Here is a 17125-nt window from a genome sequence, read left to right as displayed (position 1 = left end):
TAGCGGGTAGCGGAACCGGTCATGTTATATTCAACGATACCCTTAAGCAATGCGCCCGTCACAACAAGTGCTAGTGACACTCGCCACTATAAGTGCCCAACTATACTGCACTCACGATGCGCTCAGCGGTCGGCATTACATCACAACTATACGATTGACGAACGGACAGTTTACTCCCTGCTGACGTTGATCGTGATCTCCTTCGTCCGCCGCAGGTGCGGGATTGCATAACGAGGGTCGAATTGCGATAGCGGCGTGTACGCGTCATAGACGTCCAGCCCGCGACCGAGGTCGATGACCCAGCCGGTGTCGGTCGTAATGCAGCGGTCATGGAAGTAATCAACGATGCTCCAGTCGATCACGATGCCGAAGGGCTCCCACGATTGCTGTAGTTGCTTGAACGTCTCTTCCTGCCGCGAGCGATAGATGTCCTCGTCGCTGGCGCACGTCTCGATGACAATGTGCGGCAGCTTCGCGACATCAGCATTCTGGATCAGCTGCAGCAGTATCTCGTGCACGTTTCGAACCTGGTGCGTCTGGCGCAAGTACGGGTCACGGATCCGTATCTCAGCCGCATCGAACAGGTACGGGAGCAGGATGTCCGGCATGGAATTACCCATGCTCGGCTCGATCTTGTAGCGCTTGGGGATGGCGCGTGCTTTCAACAGGGCTCGACGGTCAAAGACGGGCGAGGCCGGCTTATTGTCTCCGCGTGCATCGACTACAACGTCCGACTTCGGAAGACCGTCGGAAAGCTCTCCGGCATCCCATTGACCACTCCCCCGCTCATCAGCATCACCGTGCGACGTGAAGTACTGCGGGTAGTCCAGTTCCTCCTGCGTGGGAACGGATCGGGCGCTCGAGGCATCATAGCGGTCCTGGTCCACGCGTCCCAGCATGTACGTGAAGTGGGACCCGGACGCAGCCATCGTGTCGTCGAGTCGGATGATCTGATCCTTGACGCGCTTACGCCCCTCGATCGCGAAGCGAAGCAGCTCCTCGAGTTCCTCAGGCTCGCCATCGCGTGCCGGGAAGATGAGTTTCGCCAGGCCCGAGAACGTCTTTCGCACAGCGTCCTGATCGCGCTTGGACATCGCCGGATCGAGCGTCGCGAGGGTATCCAGGTCACCGGAGTAATCCAGGGTACGCAGGTGCCGCAGCGCCTCCGCCAGGTAATCGACAATGAGCCCGTACCCGCGCGAGAAGAGCTCGGGCCGCACAATGTCCACTTCCCATCCGGGCAGGTAGTAGTGGATGCGGTCCATGTACGCCGTGTCGTGATACGCCTCGGGCAGGGCCTCGAAAAGGTCGGCGCTGGCCAGCATCGCGGGTACGGTCCGCGTCGTGTTACCGACGAAGACCATCGAGGCCTCGGCCGTGATCGTGCTGTCGCCACGTGAGAACGACTTGTTCGCGAGGTAGTTCTTGAGCGTGTCGACCAGGCTGCGTTCCACGCGCTTGTGCCCGGCGAATTCATCGAAGGCGACGACGTCCCAGTAGCCAACCAGGCCGATGCGCCGGGTCGCGTTATTAACGAAGAGTTTTGCCAGCGTCACCTCGCCGCCCGACACGAGGATGCCGTGGGGCGAGAATTCGGAGTAGATATGCGATTTTCCGGTGCCCTTGGGGCCCAGCTCGACGAGGTTGTAGTTGCGTTCGACGTAGGGAATGAGGCGGGTCAGCTGGAAGAGTTTCGAGCGTCGGCTGAGCTTATCGGGATCGAGACCGACCGAGGCGACGAGCAGGTCGATCCACTGGTCGGTGCTGAAAGAGGCGCGCCCCGTGCAGTAGCGGCCGAAATCGAAGCGCGGCAGCTGGATGGCTTGAAGGCGGGAGACGATCCACGGGCTGGATGCTTTTGCTCCGGAATCTCCCATCGGCACGTAGGACATCTCAGCCAGGCACCAGACACCACCGGTCAGGAGGCGGTCGTTCTCACGAACGGTCTCGTCGGATACCAGCGCGTTGGCGACCCCGAGATTTTCGAAGGAGGCGTTGTATCGGTCGTGCGTTTCGTCAAGGTTGACGGAGACCTTGTCGATAATCCGATACTGTCCCTCCTCGCGGATGCGGGACTTGATGAGTTCGGAATCTCCGCGGTTGACGTAGTGCTTGGCGAGGATGCGACGGACGCTCTCGACGCCCTCGACAATGGCCGCTTCGCTCGTAGTCGCGCAGTACTGAGCGAGCAAGAATTCGAGCACGTAGGAGGGGACGATCGCGTTGCCCTTAACCTGGCCGACCAGGTCCTTGCGGACGACGAAGCCGTCGTATGCGCGCGCGGCGATTTCCTCGTACTCCGCAAGCTTTCCTCCCTCGCTGCCCGGGATCAGGGACGAGGCCGGGGAATCCTCGCGCTCTAGCGCGTCTTCGGGCGAGATGCTCATAGGTCGAATCCTCCGAATCCTCCGAACCCGTTGTCGTTGAGGGTCAGCTCGTGGGTGGCGACGGCCTCGCCGACGACCTGTCCGTGAACAGTCTTGTAGGCGACGATCCTGACGGCTTCGCCGGAGTGTCTCTGCAGCACCCCGTCGAAAAGGATGAGTTCGCTGCTCTGCTTGAGCGACACCTCGGAGCGCTCAGCCGCATCCAGAGTAAGGACTCGAGTGCTCGACAGTTGCTCACCCAACATGCTCTCGAGACCAATCGTGACGGTCAGAGGGCGTCGCGTCGGGCTGATGGGTTCCCGCTGGATGACACGTGGACTGAAACGGTTGACCTTCAGGGACATGTCGTCGTAATGCAGGGCGATACCGACGTCGCGGACATCCTCGGCACCCCTACTACCCACCGACAACTCAATGACGGGGGTTGTGATTTCCTGGAGGGAGGCTCCTCCGTGGACGAAGCGGTTTCCTCGGCCCTGGGTGCGAATGCGGCGGGTGCCGTAGGGTAGGGCGATGCTCGGCCCGTCTGTCAGGCCGACGCTCGTCGCGTCGAAAGCGACGAAGTCATCCGTCGACCCCAGGTCCTTGCCGAGGACATAGCGACGCTTCTTCACGGAGACGGAACGCCCGCGCGGAACGCCGTCCTGTTTCGCGGTGTCGTCGTTGGCGGGTTCGCTGTCCTGGAAGAGGAAGCCGTGGTCAGCGGTCACGAGGATGCGGGTGATGTCCGCGGAAATGAGCTTGCCGACGAGGCCGGAGAGCTCGGCAATCGCACGGTTGACGGCATCGGGGGTATCACTTTCCGAGGCCGCGTGGTCGCCGATCGCATCGATGACGTCGTGGTAGATGTACACGGCGGAGGCACCCTTGAACTTCGAGCGCATCGACTTGACGGAGTCGCTCGCGAGCTCCTGATAGGTAAACGCACGCCCATCGGCACCTTCGAGGATTGTCCGGCGTGCATCGATCCCGGACGGCGGTCGGCCGTCAGCCTCGACGACCACTTGGTCTTTGCCGCGTACGTTAAGGGTCAGCTCTCGATGCGGGAGCAGCGCGGCCATTCCGAGGGCGGTGATCGACGGCAGCATCGTGTACCAGGGATTCACGGCGATCGCGCCGCGTCCAAGGGAGCGCAGGTGGTCGGCGAGCTCGACGCCGGCCTCGTATCGGAGAGCGTCGGAGATGATGACGACGGTGCGCCTGTGAGAGCCGGCGACGAGGAGGCGGTGGAACGAGTCGATGCGCCCGCTGGACGGAGGAACGGCGATATCCCATGTGCGCATGCCGCGCAGCGCGTCATCCCACGTGCGCGAGAGGGGACGCAGGTAGTCGTCGCGGTACGCGTTTTCGACGTGCCGGTCGAGGCCGGTGAGGACGTCGTCGACGTGAACGGCTCGGGAGGCACGCACGTAGTGGCGGTACTCCTGGTCAATGGCCCACAGGCCGCCGTCCGGGTTCGTGTAGCGAGCGAAGCCCTCGGCTGCGTCCGAGAAGGCGATGCCCGGGAGCGCACGCAGGTGGGTGAGCAGACGCGCCCCCGCACGCGCAGCGTCCCACAGCGCCTCCGTGTCGTCGAACCAGAGGCCTTCGCGGCGCCTTCCGCGCTGTTCTTCGACCTGAGCGACGCCGATGGATCCGTCGATGATTCCGCGGACGAGGCGGGAGATGAGTTCTCGGTCCACGCCGAGCGTGGTCGTGTCGATGAGGAGGGCGTCGGTAGCTGCACCCTTCAGGGCGGCGCTGGCACCGGTTGCTTCGTCGACGCGCCTGGCCCATCGGCGGGCATCGTCTCGCGTGGCCACGTCGCGGGTCCACATGCTGAAGTCGCGCTGGGCGGAGTTGTGCCGGTGGTCCCAGCCATTCGCATTCATGACGAAGAGCCAGGTCATGAGCGCGTCGAAGGTGTATTCGCCGTCGTACCCCCAGATGGCGCGGGCGCCTTCCCAGAAGTACGCGTCGAGGCCCCACTTGAGGGCGTCGAGCGGGTTGTCCTGCGTCATGGAGGCGAGCTTCGCGAAGAGCACGGAGAAGGAACGCTGCTGGGTCTTGAGCAGGACGGCACTCATCGCGGCGAGGAATGTCTTGCGGTCGGATCGCTTGTCGGCGTCGCCGATAGCAGCGAGGTGCTTCTTGAGGTCGGCGACGCGGGCGGTGGAGTTGAAGAAGGGGGCGTATTCGTCGATGACTGCGGCCAGCGCGGGGTCGACGCCGAGTTCGCGCACGAGGAGGGTCGACGCGTCGGCCTTGAATGTGGGGTATCCGCATCGCACGTCGGCGAGGAGGTCTTCTTCGAGGGGCGGGAGTTCGCCTCCGCGGTAGAGAACGTAGCGGGACTTGGTGTCTTCGGCGAAAATACGGAGTTTGGTTTCGAAAAGGTTGGCACTAACGGTGATGAGGGTGGCGCCGTCGAGCAGTTCTCGGACGGCGTCAAGGTCGTCGGCGTATTCGCCGTTGCGGTCCAGCCACGTGACAATGCGCCCATGCTCGAGCAGGGCGTTGAGTTCCTCTGCCAGCCGAGAGGCATCGATTCCGCTCATTCTGCGCCTCCTCCAAGTCGGTCATGCAGGTCCGTCAGGCGCTTCATGGCCCGCCTGAGGCTATCGCTTTCGGCGGCGGCGCGCTCGATGCTCCAATGGTGCGTCATGAGATTTTGCAAGCAAGTGTTGTACCTGGGACCAAAATCCAGTTCACGCCCCTTTTCTTCGACAGCGTCCGCGAGCTTCGCTTCCTTCATGATGCTGAGCAGGTACGGCTTGTGATGGGACGCGGGCGGCTTCACACTCGCTGGCGACCGCTTGCAGAAATCAGCAACCCCGTGCCGGTCCGCCAGAATCCACGACTCGATGCACTGGTCGACGATCCGGACAAGCAGATCCGGCGACTCACCCGGTGTTCCCTCTATAAGTTGCGCTCGAAGGGTCACGGGGCATCCTCCGCCATCCCGATCAAGGTCACGGAAGACGACATACGGCACATACTGAGCGGCCTCCCAGTAGTTCTCGATGTGCCTATCAATTGCGCCCTTGCCGTTGACACTCCTGACGAAGAACTCATGATCAGCCCATCCCGCCGCGTGCATCAGCGCAGTGACAACCGGTTCGTCTGTCGTCCCCTCGACGATGACCTGGGCGAAGACGTAGCCCTCCATCGCTTACCAGGTTCCCGGGGGAATCGTGCGACCGTTGACAGCATCGATGCCCTGCGATTTGGGCAGGCCCGCACCGACAACGGCTCTAATGCGAGGGTCGTTAGACTGCGAGAGCAGTTCGCCAGTCGTCGCGCCGTTCTCCGAACGAAGCATCAGGACCTGGCTGGGGAGCACCAGCTCGGAATCGATAAGCTCCGGCGAGTGGGTACTGATGACCATCTGCACGTCGCGGTTCATGGCGACCTCTGCCAGGAGCGAGGGCAGGGAACGGACGACGGAGGCCTGCAGGAAGGTTTCGGGTTCTTCGATGAGGACGACGCTCGTGTCGCGCGGCAACGTCGCCAGGTCGAAAAGCAGGCCGAGCAGGCGCAGCGTTCCCTCGGAGAATTGCTCGTGCGAGTAGACGCCGCTCGCGCCGCGCACGGGAGTGTCGCTGTAGAAGACGAGCTCCGTACCGAGCCCCATGCGCTGGTAGGACAAGTTCGGGATTTCCGGGACTACCGCGGCCATGATCGGGCGAATGCGGTCGACGATGGCATCCAGCTGCTGATCCGGGAAACGCCCCGCGTGCTGGAAGAAGCCGGTCCCATGGTCCGGGTCGTAGCGATCAGCCCGCTCGAGCATCTTCTTGGGGTTCGGGTGAATGTAGCGGATGCCCGAGAGCATGTTGCGAATAGACAGGGCACTTCCCGTTACTCGTTTTGTTCCAGGAACACCCGTTACGTCTTCGCCGTCGATCACTAGCTTTTCATCTTCGACGAAAGCATAGTCCGAGACGTATTCCGACACCGGGTTAACGCTCTCATCCTCCAGCTGATATTCGTCGGGGGAATCGGCTATCTCCATTGTCGCTAGATGCTCGAAGGAAAACGAAGTAGGTTTGGCAGCAACCCGGGGCTGAAGTATCCGAGGTTGATCGGCCTCCAGCAAACCAGCGGGAATACCGGCTTTCAGAGGACGCATCCGCATTTCTCCACCAACGAAATCCTCAACCACTGTCACCTTCCGAAGGGACAGATCGTAGGTAATCTGGTGCACATCGATCTCCGCTGTCACGGCAAACGATGCGGAGTCTGCTCCCGTGTGAAAGTAGCGCTCCGGGCCTCCTAGGTCCACCGAGGCTGCCAGCAGTCCGCGCCGCGCGACATCGCTCAAAAAGCGCAGGGCGGCCAGCAGGTTGGTTTTGCCCGATGAGTTGGGTCCGACAACGAAGAGACGCGAGGACAGGTCGAACTCGATGTGGGCGAAGTTGCGCCAGTTCGTGATGGCGATGTGCGTCAGCTTCACGTCAGTCCTTTCGTTGCCAGACCGGGTGCCTCTCCAGTGTCCCACGGGGAGGGAGCACTGTCAGGACCACCACACGTTGTTCTTCTTAATTTCCCCGCGGGCCCACTTTAGGTCAGTCGCGATTCCCTTCTTGACTTCCGTCGTGGCGGCGCCGATCGCGGGCTGGGGTAGGTCAGCCAGGTCCGAGCGCCAACCGTAGGCGAGCTTCAAGCGATTGATGCGCACGCCATCGTCCAGGTCCAGGTGGATGCGGCGCTGGGCGAGGGGCTGCAGGACAGAGTCGATGTAGCCCTGAACCTCCGCGATCGTCGCGTCGATCTCCGAGCGCTTCTTGTCAATGCGGGCACGCTCGCGATCGGCCTTCCTATCGTCGCCAGTCACGGCGTCGCGCTCGCGCCCAACAGCCTCCGATTCGGCCTTGAGGCGATCGACGAAGGGGGCCGCGTACTTGGTGAGGACCTGTCCGACTGTGTCGGGCGTGTAGCGGTGCAAGTAGATGAGCGCCTGGAACGTACCCCTCGGTGACTCGAGGGACCAGTACACGGGGCGACCACTGTAGTCCTTCTGATGGTCGGCGGTGAAGGACTTCGCCATGTAGTCCTCGAGCGCGCGATCCGGATCCGCAGGGATCAACGGCGGGACAAACTCCGCGGTGGCGCTGCCAGGCTTGACCGACAGGCAGCGAGTGAGGAACTCGATGTTGTCACCTAGATCGGCGGCGCCGAAGACAACGCGCAGCACGGCCTTGACGCGGCGCGAAGCGTCGTCGTCGAAGGCGCCACCGGTGACGGGAATGATGCCGTCGTCGTCGGGTTCGAAGCGCGACTCGGAAACGCGGGCGCGGAAGCCGTCAAGGGACGAGGCCTGGTCCGCCAGCACGAGGCCGGGCACGTCAACACTGTAGCGCCCCATCGTGACGCCAATAGCCCAGGAGATGAGTTCGCGCGCGCTGCGCTGGTAGTGCAGCCAGCGATACTCGTCCTCGCTGCGCTCAGGCGCACCCTTCGTGGGAGCGAATGCGAATCGTGGATTGTAGGTGAGGGAGACTCGCGAGAGGGGGACGTCGACCTCTACCTCGTCCGCGAGGCCGTAGACGTCGGCCCAGTAGCGGTTGTTCTCTGTCTCCAGGCGTTGCGCTTCATCGGCAGTCTCACAGCTGCGGCGGTACCAGTCGTCGAAGGCATCCTGGAGCAGCGAGTGTCCGCCGCGCAGGTAGGGAGGCCGGGCGAAGTCCCACGATGTCTCGCGTGCATCCCAGTCAGCACGGAAAATCTCGATCAACCGCTCGACACCCACAGAATCGAAGGACTCGGGCTCGATCCAGGGAAGATTCTTCACCTGGCCAACCTCGAAGTGCGTCCCGGGCGCGATGGTCTCGAGGACGGTGGTCACTACTCTCGAGTTGGCATAGCTCAGAACCTTAAGCCGTTCAGAATCCACCGGAAACACAGCTTGCCCGACATGGCTAAAGATACTTGAAGCCTCATACAGGCGGAACGAGGGTTCACCGCTAGAAACATTCGACCAGGAAACACATGGGTTAAAGTAAAAATTTCTAGAAGGAAGGTGATTCCCAAGCTCCGAAAGATCACTTTGATCACCTTTAGAAAACGCAATTAGAACGCTTCGATTTCCCCACCATTTTCTATAGCTTCCTCCCTTGATATGAGGAAACCATCTGGCACCGCTGGCCCGAGCATCCTCACGATCGCGGGCCTGCATGTACGAGCGGTCGCCGCTTACCTCGAACCATTGCCGCAGGAATCGCTCATTATCACCGGTTGCGAGCCCTTGCCTCACGGGTGCCACTTCTCCCAATGGGTGTCGGAAAGCCTCAAGGAGACGATCGGAAAGATCACCTAAGAAAGCACAATCAGGCATCTCTCGAATACGGCTTCTGGAGAGTACATAGCAATCGTCACCCATTTCAACTGCTTGTACGGCTCGTCTGAGACGCTCAGTCCGTATTTTATCTGATGGAGACTGCGCAGCTTTACTCGCCCGCATAAAACGAATGAGGTAATCAGACGTATTGGAACCCACCACATACACAGTCGTTGCGAAGTCGAGGGCAATACCTGCAATACCTCTACCCAGATGGGCAATATAGAGGATTTGAGCGGCAGACAGAATCAGCGAACGGAACTTCTTGAACGTAACAGTCATCATCCAAGAGTTCAGCGACAAGATTCCGCATGCACCACCCCTTGCAACGAGGGACAGCGAACGTTCCATGAACATCGTCGCAAGGTCTTGGTACGAACGAGAGTACTGTGACTTCGCATATTTCTTCAGCGAGTCGTCTGCCTTCTTCATGCTGAGATAAGGCGGGTTCGCGATCAAGGTCGTGTAGCGGTCGTCCTCGAGGATCTCGCACATGTCGGCGGCACGCAGCCACTCCTCACAGTCCGCGCCGCCCAGCACCTGCTGCCTCTCCCCCGCTTCAATGCGGCGCGCGATCTCGCGGAACAGGGTAGACGCACCCTCGGGCACGCGGATGAGAGAACCGTAGGTGTCGGCATGACGGAGCCGCTCGATCAACTGGGAGATACCGAGGGAGACTCCGTCTCCAGAGGCATCCGCGATCTCTGCGGGGCTCAGCTCATCGAGTTTCATGGACTCGACGTGAACGATCCTGGGCCCACGCCACGAGGTCTCGCCAGCCCGCTGGCTCTGACGCTCGATGCGCCCCAAGAAACCTGGATCGTGCTCGACGGCCTTCATCGTCAGGGCGAAGGAGGCAAGCTGCGCCGCGCGTCCATCCACGTCCGCACCATGCAGGTTCTTTTCCAGGATCAGACGGGCGATCCGTCTGGTCGGGTATCCGGCCTCAGCGTACATCTCCCACAGGACGTCGAAGGCGTAGGTGAGCATGTGCCCGGAGCCGCAGGCCGGGTCGATGACGCGGAAATCCACAGGGTTGGCGATCGCCAGGCCCTGATCCTCCTGGCCCTCGGCCGGGGTCACCAGATACTCAAAACGCTCCCGGAGCGCCGAGTCCGGGTGAGCGCGCAGCCACTGCATCCCGAGCGTGTTCTCCACCAGGTAGCGCACCACCCAGTGCGGGGTAAAGAGCTGCGTGACGGGAGCCAAGGTGTCCTTGTCGATCTTGGCCTTCGACTCGTTGATTTCCTGCTTACGAGCGGCGATGTAGAACTGATAGAGCCAGCCAATCACCTCAACGTCCATGCCTCCAGAATCGTTGGGGCCGATCGCCGCCACGATATCGGCACGCACAGACTCACCAGCTGACAGCAGGTCCGTCGGCGGAACAAGGTTCGTCCAGTCGTCCGCCTCGGGGAATACGCCCGGCATGACCCGGTGCCACGAGATGAAGTACTCGCGGAGCAGCAGAACGTATGCATCCAAGTCTCGGTTGTCGAACAGCAGCTGCGCCACCCGCGCTCGCGCGCCCTCTCCGATGTGGCGGTCGAAGTCGCCCCCACGAGCGCGCTGCACGCACTCTGGCACGCCCGTCCCCGATCCCTCCGCCGGTGAGACGACTCCGTAGTTGCCCGAGACCCCTATCGCATCCATGTAGCGCAGGGCCGTGAGGCGATTGAACCACGAGTAGGCGACCACCTTCGCTGCACCCAGCACCCGGTTACCACCGGCCTCGGCATGCTTGTCGACAGCCTGGGTCAGGCGAGCACGGTCGGCGTCGCTCAGAAGCGGATCGGCCATCTTGCGCTCAATCGCCGCCACGGACATCTCAATGAGGCGCTCGCGTGAGGCGGACGCCAGAGACTCCAACGCTGAGGTATTCATTACCTACTCCTTCAGGGGCGCAGCTGCTTGCCATCGTTCACAGCCGCGAGCATCTGCTCACGAACATGCTCGACGTACTCGTTGACCTGATCCGGCGTCGACAGGAGGCCGTTCGTCTTCGGCAGCAGATCCGCCAGGCGCACGATCTTCGGCCTCGGGGCCGGCTCCGTCGCCTCGTCCGCGTCCGCTCGCTCCGCAGACGTTGCCGACGCGATCAATGCGGCGTAGAGGTCGTCCACACACTGATCGAGCTGGCGGCCAATTTCCTCCGCATGACCCGGCTTTGATACCGAATTCACCGCAGCACAGAGCCGCTCCATTTCAGCATCAACCCGCCGCTGAGCAACCTCCGAGGCGGCCTCGAACTCGGCGGAACCTCGAATACCCGCCACGGCCTCGTCGATGCGTCGCAGTACCTTATCGCGCTGCGCCTGTACCAGCGCGCGACGCGCCGCGTCGATACGCCGAACCAACGGCGCGATCTCCTGCGTGCGCACGTACAACCTCGAGTCACCCGCGAGCTTTCGAAGCTCACCAATTGCCTGCTCGCCGTCCTCCGTGAGTTCGAAGAACGACAGGCTGTCCGCCTCCGCCAACGCGTCGCGAAGCTCCTGTTCATGCTCCTCCACGAACTCCCGGTAGGACATGAGGAAGTCGTCGACAATCTCGATCAGTTCGTCGAATCCGCCGCGGATCTGCGGGGCAAGCATCTCCTCTTCGGTGTGCTGCGTGGTTGTGAGCGGCGTCAGCAGGTCGAGGGCCTCCGCGACCTCGTCATCAAAGCTGTACCAGTCGGACCTGTATCCCTTGAGCAGCTTCACCCACTCGGCCGCCTTGACCTCAACCGCGCGAACGCGCGAAGGGCCATCCTGCAGGGACTCCTTCGGGACAAAATGGCCGACAAAACGCTGGAAATCCGCGAGCGCGGCGCGATCCAGGTACTTCTTTTTCTGCAGCAGCACCCGCCCCTGGCGGGTCACGTCGCGCAGGGCGCTCTCCAGCTCCGTGCGAGCGAGCGGCCTGTCGTTCTCAAGGGCCTCGAGCAGCTCCAGGCGAAGGGCCGTCGCCACGATGGCCAGCACCGCGTTCTTGTCCCAGCCGAAGGGGGCTTGACCGTAATACTCGATCGCGTTCTTTACGAACACGTTTTGGCCGTTGAGCACGCGCGCCTGTTCTACCCACTGGGTGCACTCGCCCGCGAGACTCTGCGCGATATCCACGCCCGGGTCGACGTCCAGCGTCGCGTCCTCCTGATCGCGCAGGAAGGATGCGATCTGCCCGTCCTTGAGGTTCGCTAGTGGCTTCACATCCTCGATACGGGGATAGACCTGCTGGGCCAGGCGAGTCAAACCTAGCTCAATCACGTCCACCGGTGTCTTCGCCGTCCCCGTCTTCACTTCCTGCCCGTCGACGAACAGCGAGGCACGCATGAGCGCGTCTTTCACGGCCTCGCCGATCAATTGACGGCGCTGCTCGTTGTCTTCCTTATGCCTCAGGATGATGTGCTTACGCAGGCCCGATGCGGCGCCCGCCTGGCGCTTCACGTATTCCTCCGTCTGACAGAAGACTCGCACGTCCTCGAGGATCTCGGAGCTGATATCCAGACCCAATGAGAGGGTGTCATGACGGACGACGCTCTCGTGGCGGATGCTCTCCTCGTCCAGGGAGGACTGCGGCGTATACACCGAGATTACCAGCGGTTCGGCTTGTTCACGGCGCCCGTCAACGAACAGGGACACGCCCATGCGCCGGTTTGTTCCGGGATACACGAAGCTCGTCGCGGAGGTACCGACATGCCTACGGATATCCGTGCGCAGCAGATCCGCGACTTCCCGGGACTCCACGATGATCTGACTGATCTCGCGACGAACTTCCTTTTCTTCGTTCGTCATGTACGCGAACGTGCCGTCCGCCTGACGCTGCACGTACACCTGATCCGACAGGATACGAAGCGCACGCTCAACACGCGTCTCCAGATCAGTCGCATCCTGATCCAGGGACCGGCGCAGCAGGACCGCAATATTGCGCGGATACGCCTGGAAGGAATCCACGTAGCGGACGAGCAGGAGGACCTTCAGCACACTCATCGTGAAGGAGTCGCTCGTGCGTGAATCCTGGGCAGCGCGTCCAATATTGTCCTTCACGTCGGACTTCAGCATCGCCGCGATGCCATCGTAGAAGCGATCGAATGACGCGACCGTGCCCAGCTCATCATCCGTCAGCTCCTGCGCGATCTGCTGACACACGCCCAGCAGAGAACGCGCGCCCACCGACGAGTGACGGCCCGTGAACAGGTCGTTATCCGACAGACCTCGCATCGCCTGTGTGAACATCTCAAATTGGTAGTCCACGAACGGGTATTTAGCGACGAAGCTATCCCTCGTCAGGTAATTATCGTACTTCTTCGTCTTCACTGGGAAACGGAACATCGACGGGAACCCCGCGCCGAGACGCTGCCACAGCGTGTCCAGGTCTTCCGCCCCCTGATCGCTCTTCGTCAGGAGGCGGCGAGCGATCACGTCCGTGACCTCCTCCGTCGACAGGCTCACCTTGATCGCGAAGCGCCCCTGAATCTTAGAGAAGTCAGTACTGCGGCGCTCGTTCATCTGCGCCGTAATACCACTCAGTTCCTCCTGCGAGGTCACAAAGACCCAGGCGCGACCGGGGCAATGCGTCGCCAGCTGCTCGGTGATGGTCTGCAGGTTCAGCATCAGCTGAGAGTCGTCGCCGATGAACTGGCCGACCTCGTCGACGAAGAAGGCGATGCGCTGGTGAGGCCCCTGACGGTCAAGCCACGAGGCCACGTCCTGCGCGAAGGCCTCGGCCGACAGGTTCATCTGCTCCCGATAGCTGCGGAAGGGCTGATCCACCTGGTGCCCAAGGCGGGCCAGCGCCCTCGAGACAAGCGCCTCCGAAAAGACGGTGTTGACGCGACCGACCTCCCAGGTGTGCCCAGTTTCCTCCTGGTAGGCCTCGCGAAAACGCGCCAGTTCTCCCCGATCTTCCAGGTCGCGCTCGAGTGCGCCAACTCCCAGATCCTTCGAGTACAGGCCGCGCGCCTCAAAGTAGACCTTGTAGAAGACCTCGATCATTGCCGATCCGCGCTCACGCGTCGACTTATCATCCTTGGCGTCGATATTGAAGAGCACCGCGCGCGTGGGCGTATGCAGGCTCCTCTTGAGGTCCGCGATAAGTGTCTCGTCGCCTGCGACCTTCTGTTCGAAGGCTCGTTCGACATCTTCGCGGGTCACCGGCTGGCTGCCCGCCTGCTCACCGAGCAGATAGGACAGCATCTTCAGCAGGTGTGACTTACCCGAACCGAAGAAACCCGCAATCCACACGCCGTTCGACGGAGCGTCGACCTGGTTCCACGCATCAACAATGCGCGACAGGCCGCTACGGATCTCGCTGGTCATGACATATTCGTCGACCTCGGAGGCGACCTTGGAGACGTCATCAGCCTTGATGACACCGTCGATCGACCGGAAAATATCCTTCGCGTACAGACCCTTCATGTCCATGCGTCACACCTTTGTCTTTCAGTTCGCCGACGGTTCTAGAGTAAGTGAAAAGTCCACCAAATCAAAAGCTCGATAGTAGTTGTCCTGGGAGATTTGATCGAAGAGGACGAGCGCCGAGTGGGTGGACGGCGACTGGTGGTACGACCCCGGGAAGGTCACGACCAGCGGCACGCGCCCTAGCAGGGGCTGCAGGCAGTTCAGCAGCAAATGCGTGCGCACGAGCGGAAACAGATGATGCACCCCCGAGAGCAGGACGGCGTCAACGCTATCCTCTCCCCCGGCCTCGTCCACAGCCTTCTTAATAGCGGGCGCGAGCAAACCCTCGGCGTCGATTACCTTGCTCAGCGCATCCCGGAAGGTCTCCGGAGGCAGCGTCTTTTCCATCGCCAGCATCTGATCGAAAAAAGGGGATCCCTTCCAGATGTCCACCGCGAGGGCAAAGACGTCGATATCGGCCAGGTGGTAGCGCTCCTCGCGCAGGCGGCGACGCAGCCGCGAGAGCTCCTCGTCGACAGTCGGCTCCCACTCCGGCTTGTAGCGCAGGACAAAGAAAGGAACCTCGTTACCCAAGCCCTCCATCTTTTTGAAGCGTTCCGACGTGAGCACCCGGAAGGCGCAATCAAAGGTCTCCCTGAGCGAATCCAGATACGCCCCACGCTTCGACACCGACCGTACCTTCCTCTCGTGCAGCGCCCCTCACCGGGCTTCTCTTACCGTACCGCAGGCCACCCACAATTCGACTCCAATCATGGCTCCTACGTCACATTTTCCCGAATAAGTGTCAGTTAAGGACATCGAACTGGAACTGCGCGACCGGGAACGACTCCCGCATCGGCCAGCCCCACGGCTGGGGAGCCGTGTTCACCAAGCGGGCAACCCCCACGGGAACCACGATCGGCAAAGCAACCCCAGCCTCGTCGATGAAACCCACATCGCGCATGCAACGCAAAAACACGGAGCGCACTTTCTGCCTACTCTTCACCGTCAGCGTCGACATCGCGGGATCCACCCTGCGCTGGCGCTCCACGAACTCGTCGATATCCGACGCTGTCAAAGGAGCCTCATCAACGATCAGGCGCGGCCACGCAACCTCGCGCGCGCAGGCCGCGAATACGTATGACTCCGTGACGAGAGCCAGCCACATGACAAGCTCCCACCCGTACTCACGACTAGCGACAAATCGGAGGGCGTCATCCTCCAGGAAAGACAGGTGCTTCGTCGTCGCACTCGCCAAGCGGCGCCGCGTCGACTCCGAGTCCGCAACCACCAAGTTCTGCTCGAACAACACGTCGCTCGCCTCGCGCGCACTCATGCCAGCGGCCATCAGCTCAGCCGCCTCAAACGTTCCCGCGTTCGTCGCGCCGCCCACCGTGATTGTCGAGGCCAGTCTGCGATCCGACACGACGTCACCTCTCACGGTCTACCTCAATCAACGCGGCGGTTTCCCCGCCAGGAACCTTACTATCATCGCACACGGTTGTCCCCGCGCGGACAGCCGCGCGGGGACAACCGTACAAGTAACACTTCCACGTGACAGGGACACGCACTGAACCACTATTGAATAAGATCTGGGATCCAGTGGAAGAGGAAGATCAACCCGACGGAAATACCGAGAAGGATGACAGCGCAAAGCAATGAACGCTTCCACGACACGGTGAGATGATCCGAGACCCACTGAGCTACTCCACCACCAGAGTACCCAACCATGTAGCGCTCACAGCATTCACGCAGCAGCAGTTGGAACGCCAGGACACCCAGCAATGCGCTAATCAGCATCTCAATGAATACAGTCCCCACATATGCCAGGGCACCTTCATCGAAAAGAACGCGGACGACTGTACCAACCGAAGTCGCATTGCCGCTCTCTGAAGACTCAGCTAGCAAGCGTGATAGATCTGGCATCGACAAACCTGTCGTTGCAGTCTTGAGCGAAAAGCACGTGTAGTAACTAACGTACACCACAGTGCCCATCAAGATACTCGTGAATATTGCAGCACCAAGGGAAGGCGAAACATATCGCGCCCGTAGCGCCAAACCAACCATCAGGATACATAGCGTCAACAGTGCAGCTGATACGCCAATGAGTACATGCAATATGCTCTCGTAATTACGCAGCAGAACCCACGCAACCACGACAGTCACAACGATACACAGGATGACAAATCCACCAACGTCATCATTATTTGACTCCCGTTGGCCTACACGCTCATTAACCGTCACATGAACTGAATTGACATCGCCAATGTGCGCTTGATTCCCACTCCCTACAATCGAAATCGCATCACCCTCACTTGTCATCACCTGTTGATTCACCTGTGCACCAGAGGCAATAACGGGCGAAGAAATACCTGAATTTGCAGGAAAGAGCACCTGCAGAATGACGCCGGAAAGGATACCCGCAGCTGCACCAATCCCTAGCTCAAGCAACCATGACATGACTCTTCCTCTCATCATTGAGTTCGACAGTAACTAAACATTACTGTCAAGTTGATCATAGCAGCTATTACGCCAGTTACATCCATATGTCAAGTATTCTACTTGTACCCGCAGGTCATCACCCCTGAGCTACGCACACCCCGCACGGACCCGCCCGCCTGACGATCGCCCACCACACACATCGGCCAACATGTGAGCACATTTTCCCCAACAGCGCCATCTCCAACAATTTGAGGGTGGCGCCTCAATCGCATCTATGTGCATCTTGAATGCGCCTCGCTTTAACACAACGTGTGCATCCGCGCCGCCCATGCAGGTGGCAGCAACCGAAGCACCACGCTGCAAACATGCAGATAGCCCACCATTTCCAGCGTATTTTCAGTGAAGCTACCACGCCGCACGCGCGTCTCCAATGGGGCCTCGTAGCCCCTCGCGCGCATGTGACAGGTTGATTGTCCCTCACATACACCGGGAGTAGTCTCTGCATTCAGCGCAACACAGAAAGAATGGCCTTTCCGTGTGCACGAGATCTGCAATTGTCATTCACAGGTGAGGCAAAAGCATCATGACCGAGAACA

Annotated in this window: 9 protein-coding genes; all 9 read right to left on the bottom strand. The window is 60.9% G+C overall.

The window, feature by feature from the left end; genetic code table 11:
- Positions 1–170: 170 nt before the first annotated feature.
- Positions 171–2387 (bottom strand): BREX system Lon protease-like protein BrxL, encoded by a 2217-nt coding sequence (brxL, locus tag O3932_RS02900; protein WP_371536102.1) that lies wholly within the window; start codon positions 2385–2387, stop codon positions 171–173.
- A complete protein-coding gene (pglZ, locus tag O3932_RS02895) occupies positions 2384–4924 on the bottom strand; it encodes a BREX-1 system phosphatase PglZ type A (protein ID WP_371536099.1) in 2541 nt (846 codons plus the stop codon). The genes brxL and pglZ overlap by 4 nt, the downstream gene beginning before the upstream one ends.
- A complete protein-coding gene (locus tag O3932_RS02890) occupies positions 4921–5535 on the bottom strand; it encodes a hypothetical protein (protein WP_371536095.1) in 615 nt (204 codons plus the stop codon). Before O3932_RS02890 ends, pglZ begins: the two co-directional genes overlap by 4 nt.
- Positions 5536–5538: 3 nt before the next feature.
- Positions 5539–6822, bottom strand: a complete 1284-nt coding sequence (locus O3932_RS02885; protein WP_371536092.1) for an AAA family ATPase — start codon at positions 6820–6822, stop codon at positions 5539–5541.
- Between the two features lie 60 nt (positions 6823–6882).
- A complete protein-coding gene (pglX, locus tag O3932_RS02880; protein ID WP_371536088.1) occupies positions 6883–10590 on the bottom strand; it encodes a BREX-1 system adenine-specific DNA-methyltransferase PglX in 3708 nt (1235 codons plus the stop codon).
- Positions 10591–10601: 11 nt separating this feature from the next.
- Complete coding sequence (gene brxC / locus O3932_RS02875; protein ID WP_371536085.1) at positions 10602–14111, bottom strand: BREX system P-loop protein BrxC; 3510 nt, start codon at positions 14109–14111, stop codon at positions 10602–10604.
- A gap of 18 nt (positions 14112–14129) precedes the next feature.
- On the bottom strand, positions 14130–14777 hold the full coding sequence (locus O3932_RS02870; protein ID WP_371536083.1) for a BREX protein BrxB domain-containing protein: 648 nt from the start codon (positions 14775–14777) through the stop codon (positions 14130–14132).
- Positions 14778–14892: 115 nt separating this feature from the next.
- Entirely contained in the window at positions 14893–15513 is a 621-nt protein-coding gene (locus O3932_RS02865; protein WP_371536080.1) for a BrxA family protein, read from the bottom strand.
- 152 nt (positions 15514–15665) lie between these two features.
- Complete coding sequence (locus O3932_RS02860) at positions 15666–16547, bottom strand: hypothetical protein (protein WP_009648401.1); 882 nt, start codon at positions 16545–16547, stop codon at positions 15666–15668.
- Between the last annotated feature and the right edge of the window lie 578 nt (positions 16548–17125).

It is taken from the genome of Pauljensenia sp. 20925_1_25 (genome assembly GCF_041433955.1).
GTDB lineage: Bacteria > Actinomycetota > Actinomycetes > Actinomycetales > Actinomycetaceae > Pauljensenia.
This window is presented reverse-complemented; position numbering and strand designations above follow the sequence as displayed.

Excerpts from the sequence above, each read along its gene's own strand:
- brxL (WP_371536102.1), bottom strand. The coding sequence starts at position 2,387 with ATGAGCATCTCGCCCGAAGACGCGCTAGAGCGCGAGGATTCCCCGGCC.
- pglZ (WP_371536099.1), bottom strand. The coding sequence starts at position 4,924 with ATGAGCGGAATCGATGCCTCTCGGCTGGCAGAGGAACTCAACGCCCTG.
- O3932_RS02890 (WP_371536095.1), bottom strand. The coding sequence starts at position 5,535 with ATGGAGGGCTACGTCTTCGCCCAGGTCATCGTCGAGGGGACGACAGAC.
- pglX (WP_371536088.1), bottom strand. The coding sequence starts at position 10,590 with ATGAATACCTCAGCGTTGGAGTCTCTGGCGTCCGCCTCACGCGAGCGC.
- brxC (WP_371536085.1), bottom strand. The coding sequence starts at position 14,111 with ATGGACATGAAGGGTCTGTACGCGAAGGATATTTTCCGGTCGATCGAC.
- O3932_RS02860 (WP_009648401.1), bottom strand. The coding sequence starts at position 16,547 with ATGTCATGGTTGCTTGAGCTAGGGATTGGTGCAGCTGCGGGTATCCTT.